The sequence below is a fragment of the Ruegeria sp. HKCCD7181 genome, from assembly GCF_057221055.1.
This window is the reverse complement of the sequence record NZ_JBWVBC010000004.1, coordinates 12,839-30,381: the sequence shown is the minus strand read 5'-3', so window position 1 is coordinate 30,381 and position 17,543 is coordinate 12,839. Positions and strand designations below refer to the sequence as shown.

Annotated in this window: 13 protein-coding genes and 4 pseudogenes; 8 read left to right on the top strand and 9 right to left on the bottom strand. The window is 53.7% G+C overall.

Annotated features, from left to right (window positions below):
* Nucleotide 1: 1 nt before the first annotated feature.
* A complete protein-coding gene (locus tag AC2TCY_RS09375) occupies nt 2-1,477 on the top strand; it encodes an NAD-dependent succinate-semialdehyde dehydrogenase (protein WP_480847019.1) in 1,476 nt (491 codons plus the stop codon).
* Nucleotides 1,478-1,617: 140 nt separating this feature from the next.
* Here AC2TCY_RS09375 and AC2TCY_RS09370 read toward each other — a convergent pair whose 3' ends face one another.
* Nucleotides 1,618-2,622, bottom strand: coding sequence for a LysR family transcriptional regulator (locus tag AC2TCY_RS09370; RefSeq protein WP_480847017.1), 1,005 nt, complete (start codon nt 2,620-2,622; stop codon nt 1,618-1,620).
* A gap of 160 nt (nt 2,623-2,782) precedes the next feature.
* Between AC2TCY_RS09370 and speB the strand changes: the two genes are divergently transcribed.
* Nucleotides 2,783-3,730, top strand: a complete 948-nt coding sequence (gene speB, locus AC2TCY_RS09365) for an agmatinase (RefSeq protein ID WP_480847015.1) — start codon at nt 2,783-2,785, stop codon at nt 3,728-3,730.
* Nucleotides 3,731-3,948: 218 nt separating this feature from the next.
* Here the strand turns inward: speB and AC2TCY_RS09360 are convergent.
* Together AC2TCY_RS09360 and AC2TCY_RS09355 are read right to left on the bottom strand one after the other, a co-directional pair.
* A pseudogene (locus AC2TCY_RS09360) lies at nt 3,949-4,152 on the bottom strand (aldehyde dehydrogenase family protein); the annotation flags it as partial.
* A gap of 49 nt (nt 4,153-4,201) precedes the next feature.
* Nucleotides 4,202-5,088, bottom strand: a pseudogene (locus AC2TCY_RS09355) (aldehyde dehydrogenase family protein).
* Between the two features lie 151 nt (nt 5,089-5,239).
* Between AC2TCY_RS09355 and AC2TCY_RS09350 the strand changes: the two are divergent.
* The 4 genes and pseudogenes from AC2TCY_RS09350 to AC2TCY_RS09335 all read left to right on the top strand — a co-directional run bounded on the left by AC2TCY_RS09350 (nt 5,240) and on the right by AC2TCY_RS09335 (nt 8,252).
* Nucleotides 5,240-5,634 (top strand): annotated as a pseudogene (locus AC2TCY_RS09350) (DDE-type integrase/transposase/recombinase).
* A gap of 236 nt (nt 5,635-5,870) precedes the next feature.
* Nucleotides 5,871-6,062 (top strand): MerR family DNA-binding protein, encoded by a 192-nt coding sequence (locus AC2TCY_RS09345; protein WP_480847014.1) that lies wholly within the window; start codon nt 5,871-5,873, stop codon nt 6,060-6,062.
* 415 nt (nt 6,063-6,477) lie between these two features.
* The gene (locus AC2TCY_RS09340) at nt 6,478-7,608 is read left to right on the top strand and encodes a sensor histidine kinase (RefSeq protein WP_480847013.1); all 1,131 of its coding nucleotides are present in this window, start codon (nt 6,478-6,480) and stop codon (nt 7,606-7,608) included.
* Nucleotides 7,605-8,252: a response regulator gene (locus tag AC2TCY_RS09335; protein ID WP_480847012.1), complete on the top strand. Its 648-nt coding sequence runs from the start codon at nt 7,605-7,607 to the stop codon at nt 8,250-8,252. The genes AC2TCY_RS09340 and AC2TCY_RS09335 overlap by 4 nt, the downstream gene beginning before the upstream one ends.
* A gap of 75 nt (nt 8,253-8,327) precedes the next feature.
* Here the strand turns inward: AC2TCY_RS09335 and AC2TCY_RS09330 are convergent, their stop codons facing one another.
* Nucleotides 8,328-9,128, bottom strand: a complete 801-nt coding sequence (locus AC2TCY_RS09330) for a hypothetical protein (protein WP_480847010.1) — start codon at nt 9,126-9,128, stop codon at nt 8,328-8,330.
* Nucleotides 9,129-9,290: 162 nt separating this feature from the next.
* Nucleotides 9,291-10,172, bottom strand: a complete 882-nt coding sequence (locus tag AC2TCY_RS09325; RefSeq protein WP_480847009.1) for a cation diffusion facilitator family transporter — start codon at nt 10,170-10,172, stop codon at nt 9,291-9,293.
* 430 nt (nt 10,173-10,602) lie between these two features.
* Between AC2TCY_RS09325 and AC2TCY_RS09320 the strand changes: the two are divergent.
* Nucleotides 10,603-11,317 (top strand): annotated as a pseudogene (locus tag AC2TCY_RS09320) (IS6 family transposase); the annotation flags it as partial.
* Between the two features lie 52 nt (nt 11,318-11,369).
* Here AC2TCY_RS09320 and AC2TCY_RS09315 read toward each other — a convergent pair.
* From AC2TCY_RS09315 to AC2TCY_RS09300, 4 genes are all read right to left on the bottom strand, one after another.
* Complete coding sequence (locus tag AC2TCY_RS09315) at nt 11,370-12,149, bottom strand: IclR family transcriptional regulator (protein ID WP_480847008.1); 780 nt, start codon at nt 12,147-12,149, stop codon at nt 11,370-11,372.
* Nucleotides 12,150-12,160: 11 nt separating this feature from the next.
* Nucleotides 12,161-13,519: a TRAP transporter large permease gene (locus AC2TCY_RS09310; RefSeq protein ID WP_480847007.1), complete on the bottom strand. Its 1,359-nt coding sequence runs from the start codon at nt 13,517-13,519 to the stop codon at nt 12,161-12,163.
* Nucleotides 13,519-14,184 (bottom strand): TRAP transporter small permease, encoded by a 666-nt coding sequence (locus AC2TCY_RS09305; RefSeq protein ID WP_480847006.1) that lies wholly within the window; start codon nt 14,182-14,184, stop codon nt 13,519-13,521. The genes AC2TCY_RS09310 and AC2TCY_RS09305 overlap by 1 nt, the downstream gene beginning before the upstream one ends.
* 66 nt (nt 14,185-14,250) lie before the next feature.
* A complete protein-coding gene (locus tag AC2TCY_RS09300; protein WP_480847004.1) occupies nt 14,251-15,489 on the bottom strand; it encodes a TRAP transporter substrate-binding protein in 1,239 nt (412 codons plus the stop codon).
* Between the two features lie 418 nt (nt 15,490-15,907).
* On the opposite strand from AC2TCY_RS09300, the gene AC2TCY_RS09295 reads away from it, so the two are divergent.
* Nucleotides 15,908-17,524: a GMC family oxidoreductase gene (locus AC2TCY_RS09295; protein WP_480847003.1), complete on the top strand. Its 1,617-nt coding sequence runs from the start codon at nt 15,908-15,910 to the stop codon at nt 17,522-17,524.
* Nucleotides 17,525-17,543 lie beyond the last annotated feature (19 nt).

Sequence of the window (17,543 nt, the reverse complement as noted above, 5' to 3'; positions counted from 1 at the left end):
CATGCTGGATACCAAAGTGACCAAGCTGGAGTTGAAAGATCCCAGCCTTCTGGAAACCCGCGCCTATATCAACGGTGAATGGGTTGAAGGCGAAGCGACGTTCCCCGTCCACAACCCCGCCAACGGTGATCTGATCGCCAACGTGACCGATGTCAGCATCGATGGCACCGTAGATACCATTGATGCGGCCTATGCCGCCAAGAAGGATTGGGCCGCCCAGACCGGTAAGGAACGCGCCGCAATCCTGCGCAAGTGGTTCGACCTGATGGTCGAAAATGCCGACGATCTGGCCACCATCCTGACCGCCGAGATGGGCAAGCCGTGGGCAGAAGCGCGCGGAGAGATTCTGTATGGTGCATCTTTCATCGAGTGGTTCTCGGAAGAGGCTAAACGCGTGTACGGTGACATCATCCCCGGCCACCAACGCGACAAGCGTATCGTGGTGCTGAAACAGCCCGTTGGCGTTGTCGGATCGATTACCCCATGGAACTTCCCCAACGCAATGATCGCGCGCAAGGTTGGACCGGCGCTGGCCGTGGGCTGTACCTTTGTAGCGCGCCCAGCGACACTGACGCCGCTCTCGGCATTGGCCATGGCAGTTCTAGGTGAACGCGCGGGCATCCCCGCAGGCGTGTTCAACGTGATCCCGGGCACCGACAGTTCGGGCGTCGGGAACGAGTTGTGCACTAACGACAAAGTCGCCAAGATCACCTTCACCGGCTCGACCCGCGTGGGCCAGATCCTGATGCGCCAGGCTGCGGGCACCATCAAAAAGATGAGCCTTGAACTGGGCGGCAACGCGCCCTTCATCGTGTTCGACGACGCTGATGTGGATGCCGCAGTTGACGGCGCGATGATCGCCAAGTTCCGCAACAACGGTCAGACCTGCGTCTGTGCTAATCGTATCTATGTGCAAGCAGGCGTCTATGACGAGTTCGCCGCCAAGCTGGCGGAAAAGACCAAAGCGCTGAATGTGGGCGACGGCTTCGGTGACGGTGTTACGACCGGACCGATGATCAATCAGGCGGCGGTCGACAAGGTGGAAGAACACATCTCAGACGCGGTTTCCAAAGGTGCGACTGTAACGCTGGGCGGTAAACGTTCGGATCTGGGCGGCACCTTTTTTGAACCCACAGTTCTGACCGGCGTGACCCGCGACATGGTGGTGGCGAAGGACGAAACCTTTGGCCCCGTAGCTCCTCTGTTCAAGTTTGATGAGGAAGACGACGTCATCGCCATGGCCAATGACAGCGAATTCGGTCTGGCCTCTTATTTCTACAGCCGCGATCTGGCGCGCGCATGGCGCGTGGCCGAGGCTCTGGAATCGGGCATGGTGGGTGTCAACACCGGCTTGATCTCAACTGAAGTCGCGCCCTTTGGTGGCGTCAAACAATCCGGTCTGGGTCGCGAAGGCTCGAAATACGGGACGGAAGACTTCCTGGAGATCAAATATGTCTGCATGGGGGAGATCGCCTGATCTGTTCAGGTCGACGCGCCTGGAATGTGCGGTACTACCTATTCAGCGGCCCAGAGACGGGCCGCTTTGCGTTTCTGCCTCGTAGGAATGTCGACCAGAAACACCTGGCGCTTCCGACGTTGAGCATTGGAATTTCCAATCTATTGACTGCGCATATTCTCTCTGAGAAACGATCTAAACAGTTCGACCATATCCGGCTGTTTTCCTGATCGCGACACAACCTGCATCTGGCAACTATAGTCAGCCATTGTTACAGGCAGTTTTACCAGCCGGTTGCTGGATACGAATTGGGCCGCCGCGTGCTCTGGGAGCAATCCCAGGTATTGATTGCTCAGCAATAGGAAAATCTGCGCCTCGATATCGTTGACGACACTGTCCAACTCGTTTTGTCTGACCTGCCTCAGACGCTGCCGGTTCCAATATCCCCGATGCGCCCAGGGGTACTCGCGAAGGTTTGCAAGCGTCAGACCATTCAAGTCCTGCGACAGCAGGATGTGATTGGTGCCGCAGTAAAGTGAATGCCTCTCTTCATAAAGATCTTCATAGGACAGTCCATTGATTTTATTATCAAAGCTGCCAATTCCTACATGATAGTGCCCGTTGGACAAGCCGTTCATAATCTCCTGAGGTTGCTTTACTTCGATCGAAAAATGCACATCAGGAGCCTCTTGCGTCATTTCCGAAATGGCTTGCGACAGCCTCAGGTTTTCGTCTGTCGCCGAGCAATCGACAACAGCGATCGAAAGCCGTCCGGTCAGGCTACTTTTCAGCGCGGAAAGCTTGTCGGACTTGTCCTCCAAGGATTCAATCAGCGATTTGGACAAGTCATATACAACCTGCCCCTTATCGGTCAGCAAAAACCCTCGGCGTCCGCGTTGGCAGAGTTTCACACCGAGCCGTTCCTCCAAGGCCGTAATGTGATTGGAAATTGTCGGCTGACTCAAGCCAAGCTCGGCCTGCGCGGCGGTGAAGCCTTTGCTTCGCGCGACGCATTCAAAAATTGACAACAGGTGGATGTCTGAACCCGAGATTCGCATTGATAGATTGAAATCAACAAATGTAAGAAATTGCAAAACCAAATTTTTGAGAATTGCTCTGGCTTGTAAGGTATCGCGAGCCTTGCGCTGTGTTGCCCTGAACGACATTTCGCTGGCTGGTTGGCGACAGCTTCGTAATCAACAAAGGGTGGTGCAGAGAGTTTCGGGTAAACGAACAGTTCAAGAAATACTTCGTACTGGCCGCATAATACCGTCGGTGGCCACGCAGTGGCTTGGGATCGTCTAAAGAATAGAATGGAGTTAAGCTATGTATAATCAACCCCTTGGCGGAAACGAAATGCCACGTTTTGGGGGGCCGGGCACCTTCATGCGCCTACCCGCAGCTGAAACGGCCGAGGGGCTTGATGCCGCGTTTATTGGTATTCCGATGGATATCGGGGCCAGTTTGCGGTCAGGCACCCGTTTCGGGCCCCGCCAGATCCGCGCCGAAAGCACGTTGATCCGGCCCTATAACATGTGGACCACTGCGGCACCGTTTGAGGGGCTTCAGGTGGCGGATATCGGCGATGTCCCGATCAACACTTTTGATCTTAAGGACAGCGTGCGACGGATTACTGCCTTTTATGACGACGTTCTCAAAAATGATGTGATCCCATTGACCCTGGGTGGGGATCACACGCTGTCCTTGCCGGTGCTGCGTTCAATCCACAAGAAACATGGGCCAGTCGCGTTGATCCATGTGGATGCGCATGCTGACATCAATGACCATATGTTTGGCGAAGAGATCGCCCACGGCACTCCGTTCCGCCGCGCCTATGAGGAAGGTCTGATCATACCTGAAAAGACCTTCCAGATTGGGTTGAGGGGCACCGGATACGAGGCCGACGACTTTGATATAGCCCGCAAGTGGGGCTTTACCGTCGTGCAGGCAGAAGAGCTATGGTTCAAATCCTGCGCCCCGCTAATGGACAAAATCCGCGACGCGGTTGGAGACACTCCGGTCTATCTGACATTTGACATCGACAGTCTGGACCCGGCCTGTGCCCCGGGAACAGGAACGGTCGAAATGGGTGGTTTGATGACCAATCAAGCCCTTGAGATTGTCAGGGGTTGCAAGGGGCTTAACCTTGTCGGCTGCGATCTGGTCGAGGTCTCACCGCCCTTCGATCCCTCGGGCAACACCGCCGTCATCGCGGGCAACCTGCTGTACGAAATGCTCTGTGTGCTACCGGGCGTTCCATACGGTAAAGAATGACTCCCCCGAAAACTGGCGGCCACTTGTTGGCCGCCTTTTGTTGCCTGCACTATAGTTTGCAGCACGTTAACAAATTAATCCGCCGTTACAGCTGACTGCTCACATTGGTCTGACAATCTAAGTCCAGCTTAAGACGGGTCTCAGAAGTATAACGGCCAAAGATCGGCGTGCGGCCCTCTGTCTGTGACGCGCACGCCCCTGATCCAGACATCCGCGCGCTAGGAAACCGGTGATAGAATGTGCTTGACGCCCTGGTATCCGGACAAGCCCCAAGGACCCAGTTCGCGCCCAATCCCGCTGGACTTGAACCCGCCCCAGGCGCTGTCGGGATAGACAATTTGCGGTGTAATGATCCAGATTTGACCAGCCGTAATCTGATCCGCGACACGCTTGGCCCGATCCCAATCTCCGCTGACGACAGACCCTACCTGCCCCTAATCCGTGGCAATTGCCAAAGCAACGGCCTCTGCTTCATCGTCTAAGGCTGTGGTAGCGAGGGGTTGGCCCGAAAATCTCTTCGATCCAGACAGGATTGTCGTGTGCCACATTACGATAGATCGTAGGTTCGACAAAGTTTTCGGTCTCACCATGGGCAGTACCGCCCGTTACGCAGTCCAAACCGTCTACCTGAGCCTGTTCCAGATATCTCTGGATCTTCTCGAATTGTTGCCGGGTCGTAGTTGGCCCCATGTCAGCACCGTCATCTTTGTCGGGTCCGTGGCTAAGTGCTTGGGTTCCGGAAATCAGGGCGTCCATCAGTTCTGACTCGATAAACTTATCCACGAGAAGCCGCGAGGTTGCGGAACAGATTTGACCTGCATTGAAGAAAATGCCGCCAATAATGCAGTCAACAGCTTGATTGACATCCGCATCCGCTGTGGCCACGATCGGAGACTTTCCGCCCAGTTCCAATGCAACCGGCAGGCAGCGGCGCGAGATAGCCTTCATGACCTGACTGCCAACCATATTGGAGCCGGCAAACGAGATCTTGCGGAAAAGGGGATTGCCGGTCAGTGCTATACCTGTCTCTGCATCTCCGGTCAGCAGGTTCAGCACGCCGACCGGAAGCCAATCTCTTGAGCGATGTCGCCATAAACCAAATCGGCAAACGGCGTCATTTCCGACGATTTCAGAACTGTGGTGCAGCCAGCTGCAAGCGCCGGGCCCAGTTTCCATGCAGCTGTAACTAGCGGGAAGTTCCAGGGCACGATCATTCCGACAGGACCGACCGGTTCATGTCGCACAAACCCGAAATGCACCTTACCCGCATGGGTGACCCGTGCGCCCTGAGCGGCATCAAGGCCATCAGCGAGCTCAGCGTAATACTCGAAGGTGGCAATCGCGTCCCCGACGTCGATTTCGGCTTCGATCTGGGGCTTGCCGCTGTTTTGCGTTTGCAGGGCGATCAGGCGCAGGATATCTGGATCTGTCGCAAGGTTTCGCCCGTCTTTCCTTTGGATTTTACTAGGTCATAGAAGACTGGTGTTCAAAGGAAGCCGAGTAGAAAGCATGACGGTGGACTTCAAAGGCGCGCATTATCCGAAAAACGTGATCCTGTACGCCATTTTCTTCTGTATTCGGTATGGGGTTTCGTATCGCGATCTCGACGAAATCATGGCCGAACGTGGCGTTGCGGTTGACCACGCCGCATTGAACCGCTGGGTCGTGAAATTTGCCCGATCAGGTCGCCAGATCGAGATCCGGCAGGTCAAATATTTGAACAACGTTATCGAACAGGATCATCGGTTTATCAAACGCTTGACCCGGGCGATGCTCGGCTTCGGGGCCTCCATTCAGCAGTAGCGACCCTGGAAGGTATCGAGGTCGCTCACATGATCCGAAAAGGGCAATTTGGTGCAAACGGTGAACCCGGTTTCAGGCAGCTCGCGGCACTCGCAGGATAACTGTGTCCGACGGCAAACTGATTTAGACCATCCTAAATTTTCGCGACAGAACCAAAGGGAGCGGTTCACGTGATTGCGATAGGAGAAGCTTCCCGTCAAGGCGCCGTCGGAACTGAAACCATCCGTAATTACGAACACGAAGGAATCGTGCCGAAACCTGCACAAGCTCTGAGCAATTCTCACTCTATTCAGCAAGCATTGTTGGCAGTCTTCGATTTCTAAAGCAGTGCCGTGATATGGAATTTCCACTCTCAGACGCAAAGGTGCTTTTGTATCTGCCGAAGGAAGGTGACGAAGATTGCCGATCCGTGAAAGAACTTCCTTGGGCTCATATCGCTAACGTACGAAGCAAGATCGATGAATTAAGACGCATGGAGGACGTATTGAGCGAGCACACAGCCAATTGTGACAGCGGGATTGTTCGCTGACCGATGCTGTCACGTTGAGAATGATGGAGGGCGTCTAAGTCTCGCAACTGGGGCATAACTCAAGCTCCGGTTTTTAGACCAGATCGCGTCAGACTAAGGTCGGTGGTGCGTTAAGAATTTGTAGTACATATTCAATTTCACGATGAGAGCGAAAGTAGCTGACCTGACGATTGGCAATTGGCCGTTGTCGCGAGTTTTTCTCGCGGCCAGTATTGTCGTGATGGGGTCTGCTACTGCAATTGTCGGGATTTGGGTGTCAAATCGTATAGAGAACGCCGTCGTACAGAACTCCGCCAACTCTGCGGCGCTGTATATGGAGAGCATCGTATCCCCCCTCAGTCAGGAATTGGCACATGGCGACCGTCTTTCAGAGCAGGCGAGCCGGGCACTGGATGAGATTTTCATGACCCAACCAATGCGTGACCGCATTGTCTCTTACAAATTTTGGAAAGAAGAAGGGTTGATTGCGCATGCTTCCGATACAGCCGCAATTGGTAATCGTTTCAATCCAACTGAAGATCTGAAGCGGGCATGGAGCGGAGAGATCTCCGGCTCTTTCGAAGAGCTCGATCATGCCGAAAGCGCCGCGGAAGCGGCACTAGGGATACCGTTACTGGAAGTCTACAGCCCTATTCGCGAACTCTGGTCCGGCGAAATCATTGCAGTCGCCGAGTTCTATGAGAGAGCTGATCAACTGAAACTGGACATGGCCAGAGCAAGAAGAACAAGCTGGCTGTTCGTCGGCTCGGCATTTGTGGCAAGTACGATTGTGCTGTTTTCTATCGTTGCAATTGGCGACAACACAATTCGACGGCAAGGGCGTCTCCTAAAGGAGCGTCTTTCTGAAAGTGAAAAGATGGCCGAGCAGAATGCCATGCTGCGGTCGCGCGTAATCGAAGCATCTGAAAGATATTCCGCTCAAACAGATCGGTTTCTTAGAAAACTTGGTAGCGAGCTGCATGATGGTCCCGCTCAATACCTCTCACTCGCCGCCCTTCGATTGGAGGCCGCGTTTCCCGAAGGGGCCGAAAAGCCTAAAGAGGCAGAGGAAATTCAACAATCCTTGCAAAAGTCCCTGGCTGAAATTCGTGCATTGTCGCGGGGGCTGTCTGCTCCGGACATCGACAACCTGGCACTCATCGATGTCGTGAAAAGAGCCATAGAAGATCACTCGGAACACAGCCCATTGCGACCGGAAGTTTCGTTTCAAGGAAGCCAGGCACCCGGGTTGTCAGTGTCCGACAAGTTGTGTGTGTTTCGGTTTCTCCAGGAAACGCTTTCCAATGCCGCGAGATATGCGCCAAGTTCCCGATGCACAGTCACCTGTGAGGTGCAAAGTGATCGCATCGTCATTGATGTCAACGACGACGGACCCGGATTTGATCCTACAAACGGCGCGGTTTTACGGGACGATGGAGGCCAGGGGTTGATGGGTTTGCGAGATCGGGTCGAAAGTATCGGTGGCCGGTTCGAGGTATCGTCGAGCCCTGGCAAAGGAACCACCATCACGATGACACTATTTCCCAGAAAGAACATTACATCATGACAACATCTGTCGTTATAGCGGATGATCATCCGATTTTCAGGGACGGTTTGCAGCGTACGTTAGAAGAAGCCGACGGGTTCGAAGTTCTCGCTGCCGGTTCAAATGCAGACGAGGCGATTTCACTTGTTGGAAAGCATCAGCCTGACATAGCTATTCTCGACCTCTCGATGCCGGGTGGTGGGATAAGCGCTACACGTAAGATTGCGGCGATGGCGAACCCTCCCTTCATTGCAATTTTGACAGTCTCAGAGAACAGCAGTGATGTCGCGGATGCTTTGGAGGCAGGAGCGATAGGGTACATTGTAAAGGGCGTGACAGCTAGCGAATTGACAGGTTCACTGCGCAACATTGCCGCGGGAGAGGGGTTCGTTTCGCCAGGTCTGGCGTCGCGCGTACTGCTTCAGATTAACAGCGATGCCGACACTTCCAAAAAAGATGACATCCTCAATGATCTTACGCATCGAGAGGAAGAAATACTTCGACGTGTGGCCAAGGGGTTAAGCAACCGGGAAATAGCGGAGGACCTAGACCTTCAGGAAAAAACCGTGAAGCACTATATGACGGCAATCCTGTCCAAACTTCATGCGCGAAATCGGGTAGAGGCAGCTCTGATAGCGCACGATGTTTGGAACAAAGCAGACTAGTTGCGGTGTCTTTGATGACTCTGGCGGTCTCTCACTAAAAGAAACCACCAGCGGAACATTGACCAGAGTTATTGTTTAGTTGGCAACCGACTGTAGTCTCCGGCGATCAGAGGCAGTTGCGTTTCTCTCAACAACAGTGCGGTTGAACGGGTCTTTCAACTCGTAGCGCCCAAACTCAATCTCTTCTTTCCAACCATTTGCGTAGTTTACTTCGATGTTGTTGCCCTGGCGTTCTATTTTCGTGGGCCGGCTACCAGCAGTGCCCCCTTGTCCGGATGAGCGCACGTTATCGATTGAGATACCATTTGCCAAAGACCGGAGCCTTGAGACATCGGCGCCAGTCGCGGGGCGCTCCTCGACGGTTCGGTTCTGAGCATTCTTTCTCTCATACTTGCCGTTTTCGATCTCTTCTTTGGTTCCGTCGGCGTAACGCACTTCGATGCCGTTAGCGCTTGTTTCGACCTTTGTTATCCCGGCCGAACCTGAAGCCTTGCCCCCAGCATGAGACCGATCCTTTTTTCCGCTGCCCCTGTTGGCGCGTTTCGAGTCATCGTCATCGTCATCATCATCGTCGCGACCGCCTTTGCCTGATCCTGAACTGTCATCACGGTCATCATCACGGTCGTCGCGATCATCATCACGGTCATCGTCGCGGTCGTCGTCGCGATCATCATCACGGTCATCGTCGCGGTCGTCATCCCGATCATCATCGCGACCATCCCCATCTTTACCTTTACCACTCTTGGCAAAAGCGTAGGTTGGCTCAAGTTGCAGACGACCGTCAGCGTCAAACTTTGGCACGTACGGCGCCACTGCAATCAACGAAGCCAGTGCCGCTGTGCTGAGAAGTTGGCCTAACTTTCTTTGAACTTTCATCTTCGCCTCCAATACTGTTCGACGCGTTTCATGAACTGGAGACAGGTTATCGTGGCCCCTGTTTCCCCACATCGGGCTTAGGTCTGATTAATTGCAGGCCGAACGTCTTAGGCAGAAACGCGAAACCAACTGAAATTGCTTTCACAGGGCCTTCGAAAGATTTCAGTGTGCACCAACCCTGTCACCTTGCAACTCTTCGTCAGGTTCGAGGTGAATGACAAAGACAGAACCCGGATACAAATGCTCCAATTCTTCTTCGATTTCATTGCATATGTCATGAGCCGCGCTGACAGACATTGACCCGTCCACAACAAGATGAAATTCGACAAATATGACATTCGCGGATCTACGCCCTTTGAGGTCGTGATACTCCAAAGCTGATCCGAGATTTGCTTCAATAGCAGCAGAAACGACCTGTAAGTCATGGTCGGAAAGGCTCACATCCATCAAACCATCCACGGATGCCCGGATAACTTTCCATCCTTCCCACAAGATGTTTAGCGCAACAAGAATTGCCAGGATCGGATCAAGGATCAGCCATCCCGTGACGAGAGCCAATAAAAGCCCCGCCACGACGCCAACTGATGTCATCACGTCCGTGAAAATGTGTCGGGAACTTGCTTCCAAGGCAGGCGACCCCTCGCGCCTGCCGATTTTAAGCAACAGATAGGCCCAAGCACCATTCACACCAGTCGCAATGATATTGATGGCGATACCAAGCAGCGGCGCATCATCAAGATGTGGATTAGGAAGTGCCAACACCGCTTCTCTGATGATCAAAAAGGCCGCGAGCACAATCAGTATGCCCTCCACAACCGCAGATAGGTACTCGGCTTTTTTGTGACCAAATGGGTGGTTTTTATCCGGCGGCTTACTGGCAACCCGCACCGCGAAATACGCGAGCAGAGCGGCCATGACGTTCACGGTGGACTCCATTGCGTCCGAAAGCAAAGCCACTGAGCCTGTCAACCACCAAGCCAGCAGCTTTAGGACCAGTACGGCGATTGAAATTGGAATGGACCAAAGCGCGAATTTCTGTGTCATTTGGCCACGATCCTCGATCAAACGTCAATGAAAACTCGGGCTATAGGAGAGTTCCCATGCTCGAAACGTAAACAGGTGTTTCGTAAAAATGGAATAGGGTTTTATGGCCGGATACCTAGTTCTGTCGCAAACTTCTGACCATTAACGCTCTTGGAGCTTGTGTGTGAATGACTGTCTGTCTTTTCAGGTCGAAAGCGAGCTCAAATATTCCTTCAAAGACAAACAATATCCGAGGGATGTGATCCTGTTCACCGTTTCTTCAATGGTCGCTAAGGAGTGTCATATCGCGATGATGAGGAGATCATAGCCGAACGCTGCGCTTTTGTGGATTTCACCACGCTAAACCGCAGGGTAACACGACATTCTGGCGGAATTGCCGAAACGTGATTGCCAACATGTTTGCGCTTTCTGAACTGGTAAAGCGCCACGCATGAAGATTCCGCCCAAAGTGCTGCACCTGATGAGGTTTCGTTTTCCGCGCGAGATCATCGGCAATGCCTTCTGAGCCTATCATCGCTTTTCGCTCAGTAAAGCCGATGTTGACGATCTTCTCGCTGATCGCGGAGTTACGGTCAGCCGGGAAACTGTCCGACAGTGAGTTAACCGTTTTGGTGGTCATTTCGCCAATTGCATCAGGCGAAACCGGCCAAAGGCGCCCGACAAATGGCATTTGAACGAAGTGGTCATCCCGATCTACGGCTGAAAACGCTGGCACTGGCGGGCGGTGGATGCGAACGGGGATGCCTATGATATTCTCGTCCAACTACAGCGGAACGCCAAGGCGGCCCGGCGCTTTTTGAAGCGGTTGATTTCGCAATACTACGAACCCCGTGTCGTGATCACGGATAAGTTGCGAAGCTATTTCAGGCCGATCCGCGATCTTGCGGTGGGTGCAGCTCACCGAGCACATAAAGGGTTAAACAATCGGATCGAAGGATGAAGGATCACGCAGGCCCACTCGAAAGCGCGAGAAGCTGATGGGACGTTTCAAGTCCGCAAAGCAGGCGCAAAGGTTTTTTGCCGCTCACGATCAGATCAATACTGTCTTTCGCTCTTGCCGCTATCAATTCTCCGCCATCTCACTCCGTCACGCCAAGACCAATTCTTTCCATCTTTGGGATGGCTACGCTCTCGAAATGACCTCGTGGCGGGTACAAACCAGATCGCATTCAGTCGCGGCAAACAAATTGGAATGCCTTATTCATTTATTAGTTTGGCCAGCCTTCCAGCAGCTGGCTTTAGGATCGCAAGAAAGTCTATCAATCCATTGATATCATGGCGTTGGATAGGTGCATGGACTGACAGTGTTGCAGTGATGCGGTCGTGTTCGTCATTGATCGGCACGGCAATTGCGGTCATGCCGATCATGAACTCTTCATTGTCGGTAGAATACCCTCGTTCGCCAATAGTTTTCAGCTCGGCACGTAATGCCTTTGTGTCAATAGACCTGTGATCTGAGTGTTGCTTTAAAGGCCCTGCTTCCAGCACGCCATCCAATGTTTTCTGACGCAGCGTGGACAGGTACATTTTACCGCTGGCGGTGCAGTGAAACGGCACCTGGGTCCCGATTGGCAGCTGAATCCGCAACGGCCATTTGGTTTCCACCCGGTCCAGATAGATCATGCCCTCGCGGTCGGGGATGGCGAGGTTGCATGTCTCGCCGATTTTGTCCGCGACGCCTCGCAAGATAGCAAGCCGTGCGGTCCGCAAATGTTCGGAAGACATTATGTTGACCGATAGTTTGCGCAATCGGGGACCCGGACCATAAGAACGACCGTCCAGATCACGCTGTAGGAAACCCTCGACCTCGGCTGTCTGAAGCAGCCTGTGAACGGTTGGCTTAGCCAGGCCGAGGGCATCGATCAATTCAGCGGGTTTTACCGCCACACCACGCCGCGCCACCTCTTCCAGAATAAGAAGCAAACGCAGATTGGTCGGAATCTGGGTTTCTTTGTCTTGTTTTTCCGTCTCGGCCATCCTGCAACATTCTAGTTATTTGGCAGCAGGATCAAGGCCAGATCAGGCACCAACGCCACCAAAATCCAGACCGACAGAAGCGCCACCAGATACGGCACCGTGTACCGCAACAGACGGAAGTAAGGCACGCCCGTTACACCCGACGCCACATAGAGGTTCAACCCATACGGCGGCGTGATAAAGCCGATGGATGCACCCACAAGGAAGATCACCGAGAAATGGATCGGATCAACACCGACCGAGGCTGCGATTGGTGCAAGGATCGGCGCCAGAATGATCGTCACCGGCAGGCTTTCCAACACCATGCCCGAGAAGAACACAATCACCATCGAGGTGAACAGAACGGCGTAGTAGCCACCCATCGAAGTCACGAAATCTCCGATGGTTTGTTGTGCGCCCAGCAAAGACAGGATTTGTTGCATAACGACTGAAATTGCGATCAGCGGCGCAAGAATCCCGGTGATCTGCGCCGAGCGAATGACGATCGATGGAATCTCGGGGACAGTGAACCCTTCGACGACCAACATTTCAGCAAAGCTCTTGTCAGTTGGCAGGATATCGTCGCGCGCGCCCATGATCCGGTTGATTGGGTAGCTGACAAGACCAGCTATCATACAGAACCCAACGGTGACGCCCGCTGCCTCGGTCGGGGAAAACTTGCCTGTATAAATGCCCCATAACACCAGCCCGATCGCAAAGAATCCAAGCCATGCACCAAAAGCGGTCTTCAGGACACGATTCAATTGCAACGGAATGAGATGCCCCCAGCCGTTGATCCGGCAAATGATCCAACACGCGAACTGCATGCCAATTACCATCAGTGCACCGGGAAGAATGCCTGCCACGAACAGTTCGGAAATCGGCAGATTCATCAGGAAACCATAGACAATGAAGATAATCGACGGAGGAATGATGATCCCCACAGTACCACCTGCTGCGGCAGTGGCCGCGCTAAAGCGTTCGTCATAGCCACCTTTGACCATTTCCGGATGCAGCATCGACCCGATTGTTGCCGTCGTGGCTGAGTTTGAGCCTGAGATTGCAGCGAATAATCCGCACGCCCCAAGTGATGCCATAGCTAACCCGCCGCGTATCCAGCCCAGACAGGCATAGGCAAAATCGCTGAGCCGTCGGGCAATCCCTGATCTGTTGATCAGGTCCCCGGTCAGGATGAACAGTGGCATCGCGAGCAGTGCAAAGCCCTTGTTGAACACGTTGAGCAACTCGGCGCCCATATTGTCCAGCGTCAGGCCGAGGACAAACGAACAGCCTATCACCCAATACCCGATAACAAGTAATACCGGTACGCCTAGCATGAACAGGAACGTGACGCCCAGCGAGATCAGTGTAACCCAAGTTCCGTCAGCCATCAGTCCGCTCCAATCACGGCCTGCTTGATCAGCGGCTCGCCAGTTTTCCAGTTGTGCAAGTCGTCGGCCAGATTCTGAAACACCCGCCCGACCATTAGGAAGAAGGAAAGTGGTGCTGCAAGAAGGAACCACCATTGCATAATGTTGTCTGTCCCCAGAACAATCTGAAAGTTCGAGGCCGACAGCGCCACCAGCCGCGTCGTCGTGACAATAACGATAACGGCAAATATGAACCAAAGGACAGCGTCCAGAAACAGGCATGCCAATTGTCCTGCACGCGGCATGGCTGTGCGGAACTCGCTGAAACACAGGTGGGTGCGTAAGCGCACATTATAGGACGCGCCGAACCAGGCCATAACCATGAACAACAGCGGGGGAATGGTGGTGGACCAGGGTTCCTGATTGTTAAAGACAAACCGGTCAATCACTCCCCAGAAGATGATCATAGAGATGGCCAGGTACGAATAAACCATCACAGCCCGTTCAAAGTGTCGTTCAATGAACGGCACTGTCCGATAGATCAACATGATGAGTAAGCCACCCAGGGCCGAAACTACAGTGCCGACGACCCAAGTTGCGTCAGACGCCAATGCGGATTGTATCTCGAACGAATCCTGGCTGAGTAAGGCGCTGAAAATTGCACCGAGATCTGCCCAAAATGACATGAACCCCGTCCTCCCTGTTGGTGTTTGATTGACCCAGCCCGATTGGGGCTGGGTCTCAAAGTTGTATCAGGCCTCACCTTTCCACCAGCGGCGCGGTTCGACATTCTCTGGAAGAGTGTCTGCTGGAATCTCGCGCGCGACGTCGTAAATTTCCTGATAGGTGTCGATTCCGCCAGACCACTTGTTCAACCGCTCGCGCCATTGTGCCCAAGGTTCGGGGTTGTAGTTGGGGGCGCACATCTCTTCGGCCAGTTTGATCTGATCGTTCGCCAGGAAGGCCGGGCGCACGCCGTTTTCCGCGAAGATCGTGTTGGGCAATTGCGGATCCGAGAAGCCAACCGTGTTCAAAAGCGCGGCTTCGTTTGCACCCTGGATAAGCGCCTGTGTGAAGTAAGACGATTCCATGACGGCGTCTTGCAATTCGCCACTCAGCCCATCAAAGACCTTGGCGGACATTGAGGTGTGCTCGGTTCCGCAGAAGAACTTTAGGTTCACCGATTGGGATACGACTGGTGACATATTGGCGTAGGCGACGGCTGACGCCCAGGTTTCCGCCCCGTCGATCAGACCTGTTTTCAGGGCGTCCAACGTTTCTTCCCATGCCACCGGTACCGGGTTCAGGTTCAGCAGTTGCATGGCGATCCGGCCTAGCTGTGTGCCTGTTACGCGGTTTTTAGTACCGAACAACTCTTCCAGTTTGGTGACGGTTGGTTTGTCGGCAAAGGTAGACCCCATTTGCAGACCACGCAGTTCGCAATGGGTGAAAAGGAACTTCAGCCCGTGCCGTTTTTCCAGCGGTTCGCGGAGAATGCGCTGGCTCGCGGGACTATAAAAGAAATGATACTGCGCCGCGCGGCTGGGGAACATGTAGGCATAGTCCAACACGTTCAGATATGGCGCGCCACCCGCCGAGTTCTGGGTCGAAGCCGCATAGATGTCGACGATCCCCTGCTGGGTTTTCTCGACACAGCTCAACTGACCACAGATCTGGTTGTCGCCGATGAACTCGATGCGAATCTCACCGTCGGTCCGTTCTTCCAAGTCGCGCGCAAACTCAATCGCACCTGCGCGTTCAATCAACAGGTTGCGGGTGTTGAACCCCGAAGCGCCGAATTTCAAAGTATGCTTGGGTTCTTTTGAGAACCGCTTTTCATATGTCGATTCAGCGGCTTGCGCTAGATTCGCAAGGCTCATCGCGCCCCCGAAGCCTCCTGCAGCCAGTAGCGTGGAACTCATACCATACCGGCCAGCCACGCGGAAAAAATCCCGCCGTGAAATACCCGTTAGTTTTTTGCCGATCTCCATTGCTTACCTCCCTGTTCGCAAAAAATGAGACGTTTCGTATCAAAAAAGACTAGAATAATTGCAGCAATTTGTATAGACCTTTTTTCAGCAACTTTGGGAGGAGACCAGTATGGAAGTAATTTTCGCCATTGTCCGACCACGTTCTTTTGGATGTCTGATGGCCGGTCAGCACAGCCGTCACCCCGAGTTGATTCGTGATCCCTTAGTTGACCAGCGCCATCTCTCCGAAACCGGTCCAGGCCCGTGCTGCAGCTCCAGACACAGACCCTCTCGCATGGTGCCAGAGGGAAATTCGCTACCGGTCAAGATTCCTAAAATGCACGGATTTGCACCCAGGTGCGCAGGCGGGTTTGGCCACAGCCATGACGCGGGCACATCTTTCACACGTGGCGCCAGCCAGACATAACTTGGGGTAGAAATGAACTTTGATTACATAATCGTCGGAGCGGGTTCCGCAGGCTGCGTCATCGCCAACCGTCTGTCTGCTGACCCGAGTATCAATGTCCTTTTGCTGGAAGCTGGTGGAAAGGATTCAAATCCGTGGATTCACATTCCTGTTGGGTATTTCAAAACACTGCACAACCCGAATACGGACTGGTGTTACAAGACCGAGCCCGATCCTGGGCTGAATGACCGTTCGCTGGATTGGCCGCGCGGGAAAACTCTGGGCGGATCAAGTTCAATCAACGGGTTGCTCTACGTGCGTGGCCAGAGAGAAGACTATGATCGCTGGGCTCAATTGGGGAACACCGGCTGGGCATGGGATGACGTGTTGCCGTTGTTCAAACGTTCGGAAAACCACGAGGATGCAGATTCCGAGTTGCACGGTAAGGATGGCGAACTGGCGGTATCTCTGATCCGCGCCAAGTCGAAAATATCCGAAGCGTTCATTGACGCCGCCGTCGAGATGGGCGTGCCCCGGACAGATGACTATAATGGCGAACAACAGGAAGGTGTCGGCTACTTTCACCAGACTGCCCGCAAAGGGTTCCGTTGTTCGTCCGCCAAGGCATTCCTGTCACCGATAAAGGGCAAGCGCAACAATCTGGAAATCGTCACCCATGCTCATACCAAAGGTCTGATATTCGCCGCCGATGCGCCTAAACAGGTGACCGGGGTCGCATATGACCGCAAAGGCTCGCCGCAAAAAGCGATGCTAAAGCCTGGCGGTGAGGTCATCCTGTCCGCCGGGGCGATTGGCTCGCCGCAATTGCTCGAAATTTCGGGCATTGGTGACCCTGACATCCTGAAAGCCGCCGGCGTCGAAGTCCGACACGAATTACCGGGTGTGGGCGAGCATCTTCAGGATCACCTTCAAATCCGCCTTGTTTATGAGGTCAACGTCCCAACACTGAACGATGCGATCAATAATATCTTTCATCGCGCGGGCATAGGTATCGAATACGCTTTGCGTCGCACAGGCCCCATGAGCCTGGGTGCTTCTCAGGTTGCCATTTTTGCCAAGTCTATGGAGGGGTTGGAAACTCCTGATATCCAGTTCCATTTCCAACCGCTTTCGGCTGACAAACCCGGGATCGAAATGCATCCGTTCTCAGGGTTTACGTCCTCGGTATGTCAACTGCGCCCCGAAAGCCGTGGGCACATTCACATTGCGGCACCAGATGCGCATGTCTATCCCAAGATTGTGCCAAACTATCTGTCGGCCACCGCGGATCAGCTTTGTGCTGTTCGGGCCGTGAAATTCGCACGGGCCATGACCAAGACCAAGGCACTGTCGCCCTTCGTCGTACGTGAACACGAACCGTCCGGCACAATTGAAACGGACGATGATTACCTCGAAGCCGCGCGCAATATGGCCCAGACGATCTATCACCCAACATCTACCTGCAAAATGGGTGTCGATGACTTGGCGGTCGTCGACCCGCGTCTTCGAGTGCGCGGTGTACAAGGTCTGCGCGTCGCAGACGCATCGATCATGCCGGACATCGTCAGCGGCAATACAAATGCACCCGCCATCATGATCGGAGAAAAATGCAGCGATCTGATCTTAGAAGATCGCAACATGACCGCTTAAAGCCACCCCCCATTTTACC